The following is an 18,445-nucleotide window of genomic DNA, read 5'->3' on the forward strand; positions in this document are numbered from 1 at the left end:
GCCGTTTTACTTGGCGGCGGCGGATTCCGCGGCGCGCTTGTCGGCATCGCGCAGGCGCTTGACGGCTTTCCCCAGCAGTCCGCCTTCACTATCCGATACCGCTTCTTCCAGCGTGGCCAGAGCGGCCCTGATCTGCGTGCCGTGCGCGTTCGAGTACGCCTGGTCTTCAATCAGCGCGTCGGCTTCCTTGCGCACACGCTTGCCCAGCTTGCGGGCGAACTCGGGATCGAGCTGGCCTTGCGCGGTGGCATTGGCGATGTGGTCGAGAAGGGCGATCAGCCCCGGCGCGGTGGTGGTGGCCGGGACGGCGTCCTCGGTTTTCCTGGGTTTTTTGGGCATAGTTCTTTTCCTCCGGTTGGGGCTCGATTCTAGCGCTAGGGGGAAACCCGAGCCTGCTTCCCAGTATGAAAGATTTGTGACAGCTTGTTGGCGCGAATGGCGGCAACCAGGTCAAGGCAGCGGCAGGAAAAGCGCGGGGCGCCAATGATTTGCTGCGGTGCACACAATAGCACATTGCGGTCGGCATAAAAAAAGGGAGGGGGCACCGCATGTGCCTCCTCCCCTTGGCCGGGCGCCTTGCGGGCGCTCAGACGACCGTGGCCAGCGCCAGGGTCAGCAGCAGCGCGATCACCGAGATGAGCGTTTCGCACACCGACCAGGTCTTGAAGGTCTGGGCCACGGTCATGTTGAAGTACTCCTTGACCAGCCAGAAGCCGCCGTCGTTGACGTGCGACAGGATCAGCGAACCGGCGCCGGTGGTCAGCACCAGCAACTCGGGGCGGGTGCCCGGCACGCTGGCGGCGATCGGCGCGACGATGCCGGCAGCCGTGGTCATGGCCACGGTCGCGGAGCCGGTGGCGATCCGGATCAGCACGGCAACCAGCCAGCCCAGCAGCAGCACCGAGACATGCGCGCCGGTGGCCACGTCGACGATGGCGTTGGAGATGCCCGAGTCGCGCAGCACGCGGCCAAAGCCGCCGCCCGCGCCGACCACCAGCGTGATGATGGCGGTGGGCGCCACGCACTCGTTGGTGAACTTGAGGATGTTTTCCCGGGTAAAGCCGCGGCGCTTGCCGAAGGTGTAGAAGCTCACCAGCGCGGCAATCAGCAGCGCGATCACCGAGTTGCCGATCAGCTTGAGGAAGTCGTTGGCAAAGCTCTTGGGCGTGGTGATGAGGTCGGCCCAGCTGCCGATCAGCATCAGGATCACGGGCAGCAGGATGGTGAACAGCGTGATGCCGAAGCCCGGCAGGTCATGCGAGGCCTGGACGCGTTCGTCTTCCTCGGTGAACTGCACGGCCAGCGGATTCACATCCGGCAGCGTCACGTAGCGGGTCATCAGCTTGGCGAACAGCGGGCCGGCGATGGCCGCGGTGGGAATGCCCACGATCAGCGCGTACAGGATGGTCTTGCCGATGTCCGCCTTGTAGGCGGTCACGGCCAGCAGCGCGGCAGGGTGCGGCGGGATCAGCCCGTGCACCACCGACAGGCCGGCCACCATCGGGATGCCCACCAGCACCATGGAGGTGCCGGTACGCTTGGCCACGTTGAAGGCGATCGGCACCAGCAGCACAAAGCCCACTTCGAAGAACACGGGCAAGCCGACGATAAAGGCGATGGTCACCATGGCCCAGTGCACGTTCTTCTCGCCGAAGGCGTCGATCAGCGTGCGCGCGATGCGCTCGGCGCCGCCGGACTCCGCCATCATCTTGCCGAGCATGGTGCCCAGGCCCACCACCAGCGCGATGTGGCCAAGGGTGCCGCCTACGCCGGCCTCGAACGATTTGACGATGTCGCCCATCGGCATGCCCACGGCAAAGCCGAGCAGGACCGAGACGACCACCAGGGTGATAAAGGGATTGAGCTTGAATTTCGCGATCAGCACGACCAGTGCGATCACCGCGATCAACGCGTACAGCAATAGGGTGGTTCCGGTTACGGCGCCCATGTTGTCTCCTTTGTGCGAGGTCCGCCGGGCCTCCGGCGGGGCTCCCTCGCGTCCGCTATGAAAAGGGCCGCGCTAGCGGCGGCCGGTTCTGGTTTTGGTGGCTGGCTGGCCAGGGATCAGGCAGCCGGCTTCTTGTAGGCAATGCAGTCCACTTCAACCTTGCAGTCCACCACCATGCTCGACTGCACGCAGGCGCGCGCGGGCGGGTTGGCGCCGAAGTACTCCTTGAAGATCTTGTTGAACGACGCGAAGTCGCGCGCGTCGTCCAGCCACACGCCGCAGCGCACGATGTGCTCGGTGCCATAGCCGGCTTCGGCGAGGATGGCCAGCACGTTCTTGATCGCCTGGTGGGTCTGCGCAACGATGCCGCCGTCGATCACCTCGCCGGCCACCATCGGCACCTGGCCGGAGACGTAGAGCCAGCCGTCGGCCTGCACGGCACGGGAAAAAGGCATGTGCTGGCCGCCGGTACCGGCGCCGCCCTCGACGCCAAATCGTTTGATATCCATGGAGACTCCTGAAGCAGATTGCTGATTGCAGATTCGGTTGTTACTGTTGCGCCCGCACGGGCTCGGTGAAGCTGGCCCCGGCAGGCTTGCTGCGCGCGAGGAAGCGGCCGGCCCGCGTGCCGGTGGGCTTGCGCTGCTGCCACGACAGCTCGCCGTTGACCCACACTGCAGCGATGCCCTCGGCCGGCTGCATGGGATCGGTGAAGCTGGCCGCATCGCGGATGGTGGCGGCGTCGAACAGGACCAGGTCGGCCCAGTAGCCTTCGCGGACAAAGCCGCGCCCGGCCAGGCCGAAGCGTTCGGCCGACAGGCCGGTCATCTTGTTGATCGCGACAGTGAGCGGGAACAGTTCGCGGTCGCGGGCGTAGTGGCCCAGCACGCGCGGGAAGGCGCCCCACAGGCGCGGGTGCGGCAGCGGATCGTTGGGCAGCCCGTCGGAGCCCACTACCGTGGCGGGATGGCTCAGGATGCGGTCCACGTCCGCGTCTTCCATGCAGTGATAGACCGCGCCGGCCGGCTGCAGGCGGCGCGCGGTGTCTTCGAGCCCGAGCTCCCACTCGGCCGCGATATCGGCCAGCAAGCGCCCGCCCATCTCGGGGTGCGGCTCGGACCACGTCACCATGATGTCGAAATCGCTGGTGACCTGCTTGAGGTCGAGCGTGGAGGAACTGGCGGTGTAGGGATAGCAATCGCAGCCCACCGGCTGCCAGCGTTGCGCGCGCTCCAGCGCGTCCAGCACTTCCCCGCTGCGGCCCCAGTTGTCCAGGCCGGCGCACTTCATGTGCGAGATCACCACCGGCACGCGCGCATGGCGCCCGATGCGGAAGGCTTCATCCATCGCCTCCAGGATGTCGGCGAACTCGCTGCGCAGGTGGGTGGCATAGAGCGCGCCGGCATGCGCCAGCGGCTCGGCCAGCGCCAGCACTTCGTCGGTGGTGGCGGCGAACGCATTGGCATAAGCCAGGCCGGTGGACAGGCCGATCGCGCCATGGTCGAGCGCTTCTTCCAGTTGCGCACGCATCGCCGCGATCTCGGCCGGGGTGGCTGTGCGGTCCAGCCGGTCCATATGGTTGCTGCGCAGCGCCGTATGGCCGACCAGCGCGGCCACGTTCACGGCGGGCCGCGCCGCCTGCACGGCTTCGGCATAGGCGGCGAAGTCCGGGTAGCAAAAGGCGTCGGCGGTGCCCAGCAGGTTCATCGGGTCGGGTGGCTCGCCGCGCAGCGTGACGGGCGCCGCGCTGATGCCGCAGTTGCCGACGATCACGGTGGTGACGCCTTGCGACAGCTTGGGGGTCATCTCGGGCTGGCGAACCACGTTGGTGTCGTCGTGCGTGTGCACGTCGATAAAGCCCGGCGCCAGCACCAGGCCTTCGCCTTGCACCACATGCGCGGCGCTGCCGGGGTCGATGGCATCGGCGCCATCTTCCAGCATGGCGATGCGCGCGATGCGCCCGGCGCGCAGCGCCACGTCGGCCAGGCGCGCCTCGGCGCCGGAGCCGTCGATCAGGGTCACGCCGCGGATGAGGGTATCGAACAGTTCAGGCATGGTCAGTCTCCGAGCGGCTGGCGGCTATCGGTGGCGCCAGTGCCGCGGTGCGCGTCGAGCACGTACTTGAGCCGGCGCAGGTTGTCCTGGCTCTGGTCTTGCTGCAGCAGGGCGAGCTGGGTGGCCAGCACGTCCATTACCAGCAGCATCGCGTAGCGCGAGGCCGAGGGCTTGAAAATGAAATCGGTTTCCAGCGTGCGCACCGGCAGCAACACGTCGGCACGCGCCGCCAGCGGCGAGCCCAGCGCGGTCACGGCCACCAGTTTCGCGCCGTATTCGCGTGCGATATCGCAACTGGCCAGCATCTCGGGCACGTTGCCCGTGGCGGAGAACGCAAGCACGACATCGTCCTTGTGCAAGGTGGCTGCCACCATCTTCTGCAGCAGCGCGTCCTGGTAGGTGGCCACGGGACGGCCAAGGCGGGCCAGCCGGTAACGCGCCTCGTCGGCCATGAAGGACGAGCCGCCGCCCATGCCAAAAGCGTAGACCATGCGCGCCTTCAGCAACAGGTGCGCCGCACGCTCCATATGGTCGGGATCGATCAGCTTGCGATTGACCTCAAGAGAGTCCAGGATATCCGCATGAATGCTGTCGGCCAGCGTGGCAGGGGACGGCTCCGCCGCGCGGGCGACTTCCGCCTGCAGGAAGCGCTGGCCCACGGCCGTGGCTTGCGCCAGGCGCAGCTTGAGGTCGCGCACATCGCGGCAGCCGATGGCCTTGGCAAAGCGGGTCACGCTGGCCTCGCTCACCCCGGCCTGGCGCGCCAGCTCGTTGATGCTGGTGGCGGCGGCGCCCGCCAGGTCCTGCAGGATCACCTGGGCGACCTTCTGCTCGGCCAGGCGCAGCGTCGGGCCACGCTCGGCGATGCGGGTCAGGATGTCGAAGGGCGCGGACATGGTTGGCGGGTCAGTGGTGGAGGCGAGCCGTCCCGGGGGCGCAATGTCGTCCCGGAGCCAGCTTTGAATGTTACTTTATAACAATGGTGAAATATCGTAATTTCAAGGCTATCATTACGTCAATCGGAATTTTGCAGGATGATGACAGCATGCGTGAAATAAAGTACCAAGCCGGCACGATCGATCCGCTCAACAAGGCGCTGGGCAAGCTCGACGCCCCGCTGGCACCCGACGAAGCCGGCCAGGTGGGCTGGCAATTGCTGGCCGAAGACCTCAGCCTGCCGGCCGCCGTGCTGTATGAAGAACGCCTGGCGCATAACCTGGAGTGGATGCGCCGCTTCATGGGTGAGTACGGCGTGCAGTTGGCGCCGCATGGCAAGACCACCATGGCGCCCAAGCTGTTCGCGCGCCAATTGGCCGCCGGCGCCTGGGGCATCACGCTGGCCACCGCGCACCAGACCGCCGCCGCGTACGCGCACGGCGTGCGGCGCGTGCTGATGGCCAACCAGCTGGTGGGCCGGCGCAATATGGAAATCGTGGCCGACCTGCTGCGCGATCCGGATTTCGAGTTCTTTACGCTGGTGGATTCGGCGGCGCTGGTGGACCAGCTGGGTTCGTACTTCAGCGCGCGCGGCCAGAAGCTGCAGGTCCTGCTGGAGCTAGGCGTGCCAGGCGGGCGCACCGGCGTGCGCGACGCGCAGCAGCAAGAAGCGGTGCTCGCGGCGCTGGCGCGCTGGCCCGGCGTGCTGTCGCTGGCCGGCGTGGAAATCTACGAAGGCGTGCTCCAGGAAGAGGCCGACATCCGCGACTTCCTGCGGCGTACCGTGGCGGTGACGCGCGAGCTGTTCGCGGCCGGCCGCTTTGGCCGCAGCCCGGTGGTGATGTCCGGCGCGGGCTCGGCCTGGTACGACGTGGTGGCGGAGGAGTTCGCCCGCACCGACATCGGCGCGCCGATCGACATCGTGCTGCGCCCGGGCTGCTACCTCACGCATGACGTGGGCATCTACCGCGCCGCGCAAAAACGCATTCTTGCCAGCAACCCGGTCGCGCAGAAGATGCGCGAGGGCCTGTTGCCGGCCTTGCAGTTGTGGGCCTATGTGCAATCGATTCCCGAGCCGGAGCGCGCCATCATCGGCATGGGCAAGCGCGATGCCGCCTTCGATGCGGGCATGCCGATCCCGGCGCAGGTTTACCGGCCCGGCGCGAGCGCGCCGGTGGCGGTGCCCGCGCACTGGGAGGTGACGGGCATGATGGACCAGCACGCTTACCTGGCGATCCGCCCGGGCGACGATGTCCAGGTCGGCGACATGGTGGCCTTTGATATTTCCCATCCATGCCTTACCTTCGACAAGTGGCGCCACATTCCGGTGCTCGACGGCGACCTGCGCGTGATCGATCTCGTGCAGACGTTCTTCTGAGCGGCGCCGCACGCAGCAGCAACGACAGCAACGACAGCTACAACAGTGACAACTGGGGACGCTTGCACCATGAGCATCGACATTCTCGCCTTCGGCGAAGCGCTGGTTGAGTTCAACCAGCAGCCCGACGATCCCGCGCGCTACCTGCAGGGCTTTGGCGGCGACACTTCCAATTTCTGCATCGCCGCGGCGCGCCAGGGCGCCCGCGCCGGCTATATCAGCGCGGTGGGCGAGGACACCTTCGGCGAGCGGCTGCTGGCGCTGTGGACGCAAGAGCGGGTGGATACCCGCCACGTGCGCATCGACGCGGGCTCGCCCACCGGCGTGTACTTCGTCACCCACGACGCGCACGGCCACCGCTTCGACTACCTGCGCAGCGGCTCGGCGGCCAGCCACTACAGCCACGAGAACCTGCCCCACCATGCCATTGCCGAGGCGCGCTACCTGCACGTGTCCGGCATCAGCCTGGCCATCAGCACCAGCGCCTGCGATGCCGGCCTGGCGGCGATGGAGCATGCGCGCAAGGCGGGGTGCAAGGTCACGCTCGACACCAACCTGCGCCTGCGCCTGTGGACCCTGGCGCGGGCGCGCGGCATCATGCGCGAGGCCTTCGCGCTGACCGATGTGTGCCTGCCGAGCTGGGACGACATCACCGTGCTGACGGGCCTCAATGACCGCGACGCCATCGTCGACTACCTGCTGGGCTGCGGCATCGGGCTGGTAGCGCTGAAGCTGGGCGAGGAGGGCGCGTATGTGGCCACCCCCGAGGCGCGCACGCTGGTGGCGCCGTACCCGGTGCGCCCGGTGGATGCGACCGGTGCCGGCGATTGCTTTGGCGGCAGTTTTGTCGCGCGGCTGGCCGGCGGCGACGATCCCTTCGAAGCCGCGCGCTACGCCAACGTGGCGGCCGCGCTGTCCACCACCGGCTACGGTGCCGTGGCGCCCATCCCATCCACCGAAACCGTGCTGGCGCGAATGGCGCAGTCGGTTTCCGTGATCGCCTGATTCCCAAGCTTCAAGCGCTTAAGCTCAACCGTCCGACCTGACCGAAGATCCACTGCCATGCAAACTCAATCTCCCTCGCTGATCGAACGCCTTGTTAACGTGCCGGTGATCCCGGTGCTCGAGTTCTCCTCCGTGGACGAAGCCCTGCATGTGTCCGAAGCCCTGATCGGCGGCGGCCTGCCGGTGCTGGAGATCACGCTGCGCACGCCCGTGGCGCTGGAAGCCATCAAGGCGGTGGCGGCAGCCTTCCCGCAAGCCTGCGTGGGCGCGGGCACGGTGCTCACGGCGGCCGACCTGAAAGCCGTAAGCGATGCCGGCGCGCGGTTCGCGGTGTCGCCCGGGCTCACGCCGGCGCTGGCCGTGGCCGCGCAGGGCGCGGGCGTGGCGCTGTTGCCTGGCGTCGCCACCGCCAGCGAGGCGATGGCCGCGATGGAAGCCGGTTTCAAGTTCCTGAAGTTCTTCCCGGCGGAGGCGTCGGGCGGGGTGCCGATGCTCAAGTCGCTGTACGGGCCGTTCGCGCAACTGCGCTTTTGCCCCACGGGCGGCATCGACCTTGCCCGCGCGCCAACCTATCTCGCGCTGCCCAATGTGGTTTGCGTGGGCGGCTCCTGGGTGGTGCCCAAGGATGCCGTGGCCAAGGGCGACTGGGCGCGGGTGCGCACGCTGGCGCAGGAGGCTGCTGCGCTGCGCAAGTCCGTCTGAAGCCCCAAGGGGAAGCCCCAGGCGTCGGACAAAGGCGGATAGCGGGACGCCGTGCCAGGTTGTAAGCTTGGCATATCCCGACGGTTGGAGGCAGCATGACTGTGCAATTGGCGGGCCCGGCGCCGGGGAGCATGGCAGGCTCCCGGGGCCGCGGCGCGATGCTGGCCCACTGGCTCGGCCGTGCGCTGATCTGCGCGTTTGTCCTGTTTGCCGAGGGTTGCGCCAGCCTGCCGAAGGATGTGCCGCGCGAGCAGAGCGCAGCCCTGGCCGATCCGTCGACTACCGCCCTCGGGCGGCTGGTTGCGCAGAGCTCGCCCGATCCGGCGCTTTCCGGCTTTCACGTGATCGCCTCTGGCGAAGAAGCCTACGGCACGTTGATTTCGCTGGCCGACCATGCCACGCGCACCCTGGACCTCCAGTACTACATCATCGAGGCCGACGAGTCCTCCCGCGAGATCCTGCGCCACGTGCGCGCTGCCGCCGAGCGGGGCGTGCGCGTACGCGTGCTGGTGGACGACCTGCATAGCGACGGCGAGGATCGCGCCTTCCTGCGCTTCGCTGGCCATCGCAATATCGAAGTGCGCATGTTCAACCCGTTTCCGGCGGGGCGCTTCTCCAAGCTGACGCGGATGCTCTCGTCCGCCACCGATGTCCGGCGCCTCAACCGCCGCATGCACAACAAGGCCTTTATCGCCGACAACGCGCTGGCCATGACAGGCGGGCGAAATGTCGGCAACGCCTACTTCCTGCGCGCCCCGGACACGAATTTCGTCGACCTTGACGTGATCGCCGCCGGCCCCGCGGTACGGCGGCTCTCTGCCGCGTTCGACCGATACTGGAACAACCCGCTGGCCGTGTCGGTGGAAACGCTGGCGACGGTGGCGGAGGCGGCGGACGCGGCCTCCGCCACCGCCGCCAGCGCGGCGCGGCCCGAGCAGGCCCTGGTCGATCCCCAGGCCGAAAGCAAGCGCATCGAAGCACAGGGCATGACGCCTCCCGGCAAGATCGATGCGCGGGACAGCTTCCTCGGCCGCCAGTTCACGGCTGGGGGCAAGCTGGCCCTCGAATGGGCTTCGGCAAGCGTCATGGTCGACGCGCCGAGCAAAGCCGCGCCGGACCAGGCGCCTGCCGCCGGTGAGACCATGAGCGAGGAGTTGGGACGCATGTTGAGCGGGGCGAGCCAGGAGGTGATCCTGATTTCCCCGTATTTCATCCCGGGCGACCGTGGGGTGGCGTGGATGGCGGATCTGGTCAAGCGGGGCGTGCAGGTGCGGGTGCTGACCAATTCGCTGGCCGCGACCGATGCGCCCATCGTCCATGTGGGCTACCGGCGCTACCGGCCCGACCTGCTGCGCGCGGGCGTGGAGCTGCATGAGCTCAAGTCGCGGCCCGGCCGGCCGCAGAAAATCATCGGGGATTACACGTCGTCGCAGGCCAGCCTGCATGTGAAGGCGGCCGTTGCTGATCGGACCAACCTGTTCGTGGGATCGATGAACTTCGACCCGCGCTCGGCCAGCCAGAACACGGAGACGGGGCTGATCATCCATAGCCCCAAGCTGGCGCAGCAAGTCGCGAAGCTGTTCGCCGGGGCGATCGACGACAACAGCTACCTGGTGCGCTTGTCCGATCAGGGCGCTTTGCAGTGGGTGGACGGCAAGGGGGATAAGGCGGTGGTGCTCGATACCGAGCCGGATACCACCTGGCAGAAGCGTTTGTGGATCGACGTACTGGCGCCGTTCACGCCGGAGCAGTTGCTGTGATGCCGCGGAGCGCCATGCCTGGCGCTCCGTTGCCGGCAGCGCATCTTACTTACTGCGATCGGCTGCGCCTTCCAGTTTTTGGCCACCCTTCTGAATATCCTGGCCCAGGCCGGCCATGGTGTTGCAGCCAGCCAGCAGGGTGGCAAACAGAACGCAGAAGATCCATCCTTTTTTCACGCCAGACTCCTTTCGGTCATTGAATTCGCCGCAATTCTACCGTTGTCGCGACACTCTATTGAAGCACGATACGTGCCATTTTGTAACCGATCGTGCCAGGACGGCGGCACACCCTAGGCGAGCAATTCACTTGAACGTACGCAGATTGCGGCATGTGTCTGCGCCAGCCAGTGGGCCGGGAAGGGCTGCGCCAGCAAGTAGCCCTGTATGGCACAGCAGCCCCAGCGGCGTACTTCGGCCAGTTGGTGCCGCGTTTCGATGCCTTTGGCACAGACTGGCAAGCCAAGGCGCCGTGCCTGCTCGCAGGCGGCTTGCAGGCGCGCGGCGGCGCCGGCCTGGTCCGGCTTGCCTGGCTGGTCGGTGCTGCCGATGCAGCGCGCGTTGAATGTGAGCAAGTCAGGTTGCAGCCGCTCGAGGGTTGCCGTGCCACCGGGCGCGTCGGCGAAGTCGCTCAGGGCAAAGCGCAGGCCCGCGCCGCGCAGCGTGGCGAGCTTGGCGGCCGCAACATGGTCGTCGGCGAGCAAGGCCTCGCCGGGAATTTCAAGGCAGATCCTTGCCGGGTCGAGCTTGCGTGCCGCCAGGGTACGCAGCAAGGTATCGATCAGCGGGATGCCGTGCAACTGGGCGCTGGAAACCAGCAACGACAGTTCCACCGGGGCGGCGACGCCGGGGCAGTCCAGCATGGGTAAGGCGTGTTCCATCAACCAGCGTGCCACCTCGCCCATCATGCCAAGCGACTCCAGCGCGGGCAGGAAGTCCTGCGGCGCAACACGCCCCAACTCAGGGCTCTGCCAACGCAGCCGCGCCGTGTAGCCGGTCACGCACCCCGTGGCCAGCGATGCCCTTGCCTGCAGGTTCAGCGCGATCTGCCCGCGCGCCAAGGCATACGGCAGGGCGGCCAGGATCGGTGCGGAAAGTGACGCGGGCGTGGCAACGGCACTGCCGGCAACGCCGTCGCCGCCGCGTTTGCGCACGCGCAGCATCGCGTCATAGGCTTCCTGGAGGCTACGCTCCGCCGGCTTGTCGGGTTCGTCCAGCGCCACGCCAATGCTGCTGGACAGGAACAGCTCGAACCCGCCCTGCACGAATGGCCGCGCCAGGCCCGCGGCCACGGTGCGCGCCAGGCGCAGCGCCGCTGCCCCGGGATCGGTTGTGGGCTGTAGCTGTGGGGGCAGCGGCACGGCCGCGCCGAGGTCCGCCTGGCCCAGCCAGCTCACTTCGGCCGTCAGCGCCAGCGCGGCTACGCGCGCCGCGACCTGCGTGCGCAGCCGCGTCGATAGCTCGGCGCCGAGCGATTCGCTGGCGTGGGTAAAGCGGTCGAGGTGGATCACCAGCACCACGAAGCGCCGCTCCGTGGCCAGCGACTGCTGCCGCCGCGCCATCAGGGCAGCCGCGAAGTCGCTTCTTACATGGGGGTCGACCTCCGGCGAGCGGACGGCATCGTCTGCGTCTGGATGCATGGGGGGTCCCTGTGGGCAGCATGAATTCGCCGCACGGTGGCATGAGCGCGGCCAGGCCAAGCCTTGACCGCGGCGACCGCCGTGCCATCCGCGCGCCGGCTCGGGGATCAGGCCCTCAAGCCGGTGTCAGGCACGGCACGGCACAGTGAAGATCATACGGGAGAGCGGGCGCCGCCCGAAGCGTGGCGGATACAGGGATAGTGCGGATTCGCCGGGGCTTGACGCAGATCAAGTTTCGGCGGCAGGCGGGTTTGGGGGTCAGCCGGTGGTCTCGGCGTCGGCGCCGTCGTCGGGCAGCACGCGCGACGCCAGTACCTTGTCGATGCGCTTGCCGTCCATGTCCACGATCTCGAACTTCCAGTCGCCCCAGCGCACGGTGTCGCCGGTCTGCGGAAGGCGGCCCAGCAACAGCAGCAACATGCCGGACAGCGTGTGGTAGCGCTCCTTGTCCTCTTCCGGCACTTGGCGCAGGCCAATGCGGTCTTTCAGTTCGGGGATGGGAATGAGGCCGTCGAGCAGCCAGGAGCCGTCCTCGCGCTGCACGGCCCATTCCTCGCCCACGCCATCCTGCTTGAACTCGCCGGTGATGGCTTCGATCAGGTCCTGCAGCGTCACCAGGCCCAGCACCTCGCCGTATTCGTCGATGACAAAGGCGATCTGGCCGCCGGAAACGCGGAAATTCTCCAGCAGTTCCATGCCGGTCACGCTCTCCGGCACGAAAACCGGGGGCTGCGCCACGGTGGCGAGATCGGTCGGCTCGCCGCGCAGGCGGCGCGCCAGCAACTGGCGGGCGCTCACCACGCCCAGCATGTCGTGCATGCCGCCGCGCACCACCGGGAAGCGCGAGTGATCGGACTCTTCGATGCGGCGCAGGTTTTCTTCCAGCGGGACTTCCACGTCCAGGCAGACCACATCGCCGCGCGGCACCATCAGCGAGGTGAGCTGGCGGTCGTCCAGGCGGAACACATTGCGCACCATGGTGTGCTCGTGCTGCTCGATGACGCCGGCCTCCGAGCCTTCCACCAGCAGGGCATGGATCTCTTCTTCGGTCACCGCCGGGCCGCGGCCGCTTTTCACGCCAAGCATGCGCAGCACCAGCCGGGTTGAGCTGGAGAGCAGCTTGACGAACGGGGTGGAGGCCAGCGCCAGGAAGGAAATCGGGCGCGAGACCAGGCGCGCGATGGTTTCGGGGGCCATCTGGCCGAGGCGCTTGGGCACCAGTTCGCCCAGCACGATGGAGAAATAGGTCAGGCCGGCCACCACGATGGTGGTCGCCACCCAGCCGGCGGTCGAGGCCTGCATGCCAAAGCCCTGCAACCAGGCGCCGAGCGGCTGCGCCAGGGTGGATTCGCCAACGACGCCGTTGAGCACGCCAATGGAGGTGATGCCGATCTGGACGGTAGACAGAAACCGGGTGGGATCCTCGCCCAGCTTGATCGCTTCGATCGCGCCGCGGTCGCCTTCCTCGATGCGCCGCTGCAAGCGGGCTTTGCGGGCCGTCATCAAGGCGATCTCAGACATCGCGAACAGGCCGTTGATCAGAATCAGCGCCAGTAATATGGCAATTTCCATCAGGGTGCGCGCCCTGTGCGCGCAGGAGTTATCGAGGGCCAAAGCATAACATTGCTGTGTGTCAGGGCCGCTGCGGGCTTCCCGGGAATGGCATGCCCATGGCCCTGCGTCACTTTGCGCTGATCGCGCCTGCGCCGGGGGCAGCGCGGAAACCGAACGATTCCCCCGTTCGAAAACACGACGTTCGAGACGGTGCAAGTCGGGACCCGTCCGGCTCCCTTGCCTGAAAATACTCCATATCTCCTTGATATAAAAAGAAAAAAAGCTTGTCTCCAGGATCTGGCACAGCGGTTGCGATACAGAGACCGAACCACCGTGCCATGCGGTGCGTTTGGCAACGGCGCTGCCTGGCAGCCGCCGTGAACGCTGACAAAGCAAGGAGACAAGCATGGAAGTGCAATCACAAGTCCAGGTGATGGGCATCGACGCCGGCGGCACGATGACCGACACCTTCTTTGTGCGCGGCGACGGGCGGTTCGTCGTCGGCAAGGCGCAAAGCAACCCGGAAGACGAATCCCTGGCCATCTTCAACTCCTCGGAGGACGCGCTTGCGCACTGGCAGCGCGGGGTCGACGACGTGTATCCCGAACTGCTGACCTGCGTGTACTCGGGCACCGCGATGCTCAATCGTGTGGTGCAGCGCAAGGGGCTGGCCGTGGGCCTGATGGTGAACAAGGGCTTCGAGCACGTCCATTCGATGGGGCGGGCCATCCAGAGCTACCTGGGATACGCGCTGGAGGAGCGTATACATCTCAATACGCATCGCTACGACGAACCGCTGGTGCCCCTGTCACGCACCCGCGGCGTGACCGAACGCACCGATGTGCAGGGCGAGATCGTGATTCCGCTGCGGGATAGCGAGGTGCGTCAGGCGACACGTGAGCTGGTGGCGGCCGGGTCCCAGGCCATCGTGATCTGCTTTCTGCAATCGCACAAGAACGGTACCAGCGAGCAGCAAGCGCGCGATATCACGCGCGATGAACTCAAGAAGCTGGGTGCCGATATCCCGGTGTTCGCCTCGGTGGATTACTACCCGCAGCGCAAGGAAAGCCACCGGATGAACACCACGGTGCTGGAGGCGTACGCGGCCGAGCCTTCGCGGCAGACCCTCAAGAAGGTCAGCGACCGGTTCAGGAAGCACGGCGCCAGGTTCGACCTGCGGGTGATGGCCACCCACGGCGGCACCATCAGCTGGAAGGCCAAGGAACTGGCGCGCACCATCGTATCCGGCCCGATCGGCGGCGTGATCGGCTCCAAGCTGCTCGGCGAAACCCTTGGCTATGACAATATCGCCTGTTCCGACATCGGCGGCACTTCGTTCGACATGGCGCTCATCACCAAGGGCAACTTCGCCATCGCCGCCGATCCCGATATGGCGCGGCTGGTGCTGTCCTTGCCCCTGGTGACGATGGACTCGGTGGGCGCCGGCGCGGGCAGCTTCGTGCGGCTTGATCCCTACAGCGGCGCCATCAAGCTCGGCCCGGACAGCGCGGGCTACCGCGTCGGCACCTGCTGGCCGGAGAGCGGGCTGGACACGGTGTCGGTCTCCGATTGCCATGTGGTGCTGGGCTACCTCAATCCCGACAACTTCCTTGGTGGTGCCATCAAGCTGGACGTGGAGCGGGCGCGGCAGCATATCAAGGCGCAGATCGCCGATCCGCTGGGCTTGTCGGTGGAGGACGCGGCAGCGGGCGTGATCGAACTGCTCGACCTGCAACTGCGCGAGTACCTGCGATCCAACGTCAGCGCCAAGGGCTACAACCCGACCGAGTTCGTGTGCTTTTCCTACGGCGGCGCGGGGCCGGTCCATACCTATGGCTACACGGAAGGCCTGGGCTTCAAGGACGTGATCGTGCCGGCGTGGGCGGCGGGCTTTTCGGCATTCGGCTGCGCCTGCGCGGACTTCGAGTACCGCTATGACAAGAGCGTCGACCTGGCGCTGCCGCAGGACGCCGCCGATGCGGACAAGGCCCAGGCGGCCCAGACCATCCAGAAGGCGTGGTCGGACCTGGCCACCAAGGTGATCGAGGAGTTCAAGATCAACGGCTTCAAGGCCGAAGACGTGATCCTGCGCCCGGGTTACCGCATGCAGTACATGGGCCAGCTCAACGACCTGGAAATCAGCTCGCCGATCGCCAATGCCGCCACGGCGGGCGATTGGGACCAGATCGTCGATGCCTTCGAGGAAACCTATGGCCGCGTGTACGCCAGTTCTGCGCGTTCTCCCGAGCTGGGTTTCTCCGTCACCGGCGCCATCATGCGCGGCATGGTGATCACCCAGAAGCCGGTGCTGCCGGAAGACCCGGAAAGCGGCCCGACGCCGCCCCCGCAAGCCCGCCTGGGCACGCGCCCGCTGTATCGCCAGAGAAAGTGGCATGACGCGGTGCTGTGGAAGATGGAAGCGCTGCAGCCCGGCAACACCATCATCGGGCCCGCCATCATCGAGTCGGACGCGACCACCTTTGTGGTGCCCGAGGGCTTTGCCACCACGCTCGACAAGCATCACCTCTTCCATCTCAAAGAAGTGAAGTAAGGAGACCAGCCATGAATATGATGTCCAGCAAGGAAGTCGGGCTCGCCGACCTGCTCAAGACCGGCGAGACGCTCAAGCAGTTCCGCGACGCCATCCTGGAGCGTACGGCCAACACCGGCCACTACAACGGGCTTACGCGCCTGGCATTCCGCGAACGGGACCCGATCCGCTACGAGAAGCTTTTCTCCAAGCTGCGCGGCGGCCTGGTGCACGCCCGTGAAACGGCCAAGAAGATCGCCGCCAGCCCGATCGTCGAGCAGGAAGGGGAGCTGTGCTTCACGCTCTACAACGCCGCGGGCGACTGCGTGCTGACTTCCACCGGGATCATCATCCACGTCGGTACGATGGGGGCCGCGATCAAGTACATGATCGAGAACGATTGGGAGACCAATCCCGGCATCCATCCCGGGGATATGTTCACCAACAACGATTGCACGATCGGCAATGTCCATCCCTGCGATATCGCCACCATCGTGCCGATCTTCGCGCATGGCAAGCTGGTGGGCTGGGTGGGCGGCGTGACCCACGTGATCGACACCGGCGCGGTGACGCCGGGGTCCATGTCCACCGGGCAGGTGCAGCGCTTCGGCGACGGCTACATGATCACCTGCCGCAAGACCGGCGTGAACGACACCCCGCTGCGCGACTGGCTGCATGAAAGCCAGCGCTCGGTACGCACGCCGAAATACTGGATACTCGACGAGCGCACCCGCATCGCCGGCTGCCACATGATCCGCGACCTGATCGAGGAGGTGATCGAGGACGAAGGGCTGCAAGCCTACGAGGAGTTTGCCTACGAGGTGATCGAGGAAGGGCGCCGCGGCCTGCAGACGCGCATCAAGGCTATGACCCTGCCGGGCAAGTATCGCAAGGTGGCCTTTGTCGACGTGCCGTACAACCACCCCGACGTGCAGACCTCGTCGGCCTTCGCCAAGCTCGATTCGATCATGCATTCGCCGGTGGAAATGGAAATCCGCAAGGACGGTTCGTGGCGCCTGGATTTCGAAGGCGCGAGCCGCTGGGGCTGGCATTCTTATAACGCCCACCATGTGGCCTTTACCAGCGGTATCTGGGTGATGATGACGCAAACGCTGGTGCCCACGCAGCGCATCAACGACGGCGCCTATTTCGGCACGGAGTTCCATCTGCCCAAGGGCACCTGGATGAACCCGGACGACCGCCGTACCGGCCATGCCTATGCCTGGCACTTCCTGGTCTCGGGCTGGAGCGCGATGTGGCGCGGTTTGTCGCAGGCCTACTTCAGCCGCGGCTACCTGGAAGAGGTCAACGCCGGCAACGCCAACACCTCCAACTGGCTGCAGGGCGGCGGCATCAACCAGGAAGGCGAGATCCACGCCGTCAACAGTTTCGAGGCTTCGTCGTGCGGCACCGGCGCCAGCGCCATCAAGGACGGCCTCAACCACGCCGCGGCGATCTGGAACCCGGAAGGCGATATGGGGGACATCGAAATCTGGGAAATGGCCGAGCCCCTGCTTTACCTGGGACGCAACGCCAAGGCCAATTCCGGCGGCTATGGCAAGTATCGGGGCGGCTGCGGCTTCGAGACGCTGCGCATGGTGTGGAAAGCGCAGGACTGGACCATGTTCTTCATGGGCAACGGTTATATGAACAGCGACTGGGGCCTGATGGGCGGCTATCCCGCAGCTACCGGCTACCGCTTCGAGGCCCACAAGACCGGCCTGAAGGAGCGCATCGCCGGCGGCGACAGCCTGCCGCTGGGTGGCGATGCCAATCCGGACCTGCCGGACTACGAGAATCACCTCAACGCCGGCGCGGTCGTCAAGCGCGACCAGCAGTGCATGACCACCGAAGACTGCTACGACAACTACGACCTCTACCTGAACTACCTGCGTGGCGGCCCGGGCTTTGGCGACCCGCTCGACCGCAAGGTCGGAGCCATCGAGCAGGACCTGAACAACGCCTTGCTGCTGCCGGAATACGCGCAGAAGGTATATGGCGCGGTCGCGACCAAGGATGGCAACGGGATCTGGAAGGTGGATGCCAAACAGACCGCGCTGAAGCGAATCGAGATCCGCAACCAGCGCCTGGCGCGTTCGCAGCCTGTCCAGGAATGGATGAAGGGCGAGCGCGAGCGGATCCTGGTCAAGCATGCCTCGACCCAGGTGCAGCACATGTTTGCCACCAGCTTCGGCCTGTCGAAGACGTTCGAGCAACAGTTCCGGACGTTCTGGGACCTGCCTGACTCGTGGACCTTGACCGAGGACGAACTGGACGTGCCGACCTATGGCTCCAGGTACCGCATGGACCTGTCCAAGATGCCCGACGTCAACACCGTGGTGCTGGTCGAAGAGTGAGGCCAGGCCGGCGCTAACGAACGCACACATTAGTTAGTCAATACGCCAGAGAGGATTCAAGATGTCCACCTACACCAGTGAACAGGTCAAGAACCTGGTCGACGGCAAGCTCGACTGGGACACCACCCTGCGCATGCTGTCGATGCCCAAGGATGCCGCGCGCTTCCAGCTATACGTGCAAGCGCTGCAGAAGAAGCTCGACTGGGATGATCGCATCGTGCTGCCGCTGAGCCCGCACATGTTTATCGTGCAGCAGGCCAAGACCAAAAAGTGGGTCACGCAATGCGACTGCGGCCATGTTTTCTGCGACTACCGGGAGAACTGGAAGCTGCACGCCAACGTCTATGTGCGCGACACGGACGAAGCCATGGCCGAGGTCTATCCGCAACTCATGGCGCCGGATACGCAATGGCAGGTGTACCGCGAGTACTACTGCCCCAAGTGCGGAACCATGCACGATGTGGAAGCGCCCACGCCGTGGTATCCGGTGATCCACGACTTCGAGCCGGACATCGAGGCGTTCTATACCGACTGGGTGAAGCTGCCACTGCCCGAACGCGTGGATTGATGCGGGCCTCGGCAT

15 protein-coding genes are annotated in these 18,445 nt (G+C 66.2%); 7 read left to right on the forward strand and 8 right to left on the reverse strand.

From position 1 onward, the window contains the following. Positions 1–6: 6 nt before the first annotated feature. The 5 genes from ACGLHR_RS21575 to ACGLHR_RS21595 form a co-directional block, all read right to left on the reverse strand. Complete coding sequence (locus ACGLHR_RS21575; protein ID WP_318232247.1) at positions 7–339, reverse strand: hypothetical protein; 333 nt, start codon at positions 337–339, stop codon at positions 7–9. Between the two features lie 247 nt (positions 340–586). Next, entirely contained in the window at positions 587–1,948 is a 1,362-nt protein-coding gene (locus ACGLHR_RS21580) for a GntP family permease (RefSeq protein WP_400096284.1), read from the reverse strand. A gap of 116 nt (positions 1,949–2,064) precedes the next feature. Further along, a complete protein-coding gene (locus ACGLHR_RS21585) occupies positions 2,065–2,457 on the reverse strand; it encodes a RidA family protein (RefSeq protein WP_006163400.1) in 393 nt (130 codons plus the stop codon). A 40-nt stretch (positions 2,458–2,497) separates the two neighbouring features. Continuing rightward, positions 2,498–4,003 carry an amidohydrolase family protein gene (locus tag ACGLHR_RS21590; RefSeq protein WP_400096285.1) on the reverse strand — a complete coding sequence of 502 codons (1,506 nt, stop codon included), beginning with the start codon at positions 4,001–4,003 and terminating at the stop codon, positions 2,498–2,500. 2 nt (positions 4,004–4,005) lie between these two features. Continuing rightward, on the reverse strand, positions 4,006–4,899 hold the full coding sequence (locus ACGLHR_RS21595) for a MurR/RpiR family transcriptional regulator (protein ID WP_318232250.1): 894 nt from the start codon (positions 4,897–4,899) through the stop codon (positions 4,006–4,008). Positions 4,900–5,048: 149 nt separating this feature from the next. On the opposite strand from ACGLHR_RS21595, the gene ACGLHR_RS21600 reads away from it, so the two are divergent. The 4 genes from ACGLHR_RS21600 (at position 5,049) to ACGLHR_RS21615 (ending at position 9,784) form a co-directional block, all read left to right on the forward strand. Next, the gene (locus tag ACGLHR_RS21600; RefSeq protein WP_318232251.1) at positions 5,049–6,317 is read left to right on the forward strand and encodes an amino acid deaminase; all 1,269 of its coding nucleotides are present in this window, start codon (positions 5,049–5,051) and stop codon (positions 6,315–6,317) included. A gap of 69 nt (positions 6,318–6,386) precedes the next feature. Then, a complete protein-coding gene (locus ACGLHR_RS21605) occupies positions 6,387–7,322 on the forward strand; it encodes a sugar kinase (RefSeq protein WP_318232252.1) in 936 nt (311 codons plus the stop codon). A 57-nt stretch (positions 7,323–7,379) separates the two neighbouring features. Continuing rightward, positions 7,380–8,024, forward strand: coding sequence for a bifunctional 4-hydroxy-2-oxoglutarate aldolase/2-dehydro-3-deoxy-phosphogluconate aldolase (eda, locus tag ACGLHR_RS21610; RefSeq protein WP_318232253.1), 645 nt, complete (start codon positions 7,380–7,382; stop codon positions 8,022–8,024). A 95-nt stretch (positions 8,025–8,119) separates the two neighbouring features. Continuing rightward, entirely contained in the window at positions 8,120–9,784 is a 1,665-nt protein-coding gene (locus ACGLHR_RS21615) for a phospholipase D family protein (protein WP_400096286.1), read from the forward strand. A 45-nt stretch (positions 9,785–9,829) separates the two neighbouring features. On the opposite strand, the gene ACGLHR_RS21620 is transcribed toward ACGLHR_RS21615, so the two are convergent. The 3 genes from ACGLHR_RS21620 to ACGLHR_RS21630 all read right to left on the reverse strand — a co-directional run bounded on the left by ACGLHR_RS21620 (position 9,830) and on the right by ACGLHR_RS21630 (position 12,993). Beyond that, positions 9,830–9,961 (reverse strand): entericidin A/B family lipoprotein, encoded by a 132-nt coding sequence (locus ACGLHR_RS21620; protein ID WP_006163387.1) that lies wholly within the window; start codon positions 9,959–9,961, stop codon positions 9,830–9,832. Positions 9,962–10,074: 113 nt separating this feature from the next. Further along, positions 10,075–11,421, reverse strand: coding sequence for a GGDEF domain-containing protein (locus ACGLHR_RS21625; protein ID WP_400096287.1), 1,347 nt, complete (start codon positions 11,419–11,421; stop codon positions 10,075–10,077). Positions 11,422–11,679: 258 nt separating this feature from the next. Continuing rightward, complete coding sequence (locus ACGLHR_RS21630) at positions 11,680–12,993, reverse strand: hemolysin family protein (protein ID WP_318232256.1); 1,314 nt, start codon at positions 12,991–12,993, stop codon at positions 11,680–11,682. Between the two features lie 388 nt (positions 12,994–13,381). On the opposite strand from ACGLHR_RS21630, the gene ACGLHR_RS21635 reads away from it, so the two are divergent. From ACGLHR_RS21635 to ACGLHR_RS21645, 3 genes are all read left to right on the forward strand, one after another. Further along, positions 13,382–15,526, forward strand: a complete 2,145-nt coding sequence (locus tag ACGLHR_RS21635; RefSeq protein ID WP_400096288.1) for a hydantoinase/oxoprolinase family protein — start codon at positions 13,382–13,384, stop codon at positions 15,524–15,526. Between the two features lie 11 nt (positions 15,527–15,537). Beyond that, positions 15,538–17,862: a hydantoinase B/oxoprolinase family protein gene (locus ACGLHR_RS21640; RefSeq protein WP_400096289.1), complete on the forward strand. Its 2,325-nt coding sequence runs from the start codon at positions 15,538–15,540 to the stop codon at positions 17,860–17,862. Positions 17,863–17,923: 61 nt separating this feature from the next. Next, positions 17,924–18,430, forward strand: coding sequence for an acetone carboxylase subunit gamma (locus ACGLHR_RS21645; protein WP_318232259.1), 507 nt, complete (start codon positions 17,924–17,926; stop codon positions 18,428–18,430). The last annotated feature ends 15 nt before the right edge of the window (positions 18,431–18,445 follow it).

Source organism: Cupriavidus sp. CuC1, assembly GCF_044627735.1.
GTDB classification, from domain to species: Bacteria; Pseudomonadota; Gammaproteobacteria; order Burkholderiales; family Burkholderiaceae; genus Cupriavidus; species Cupriavidus ulmosensis.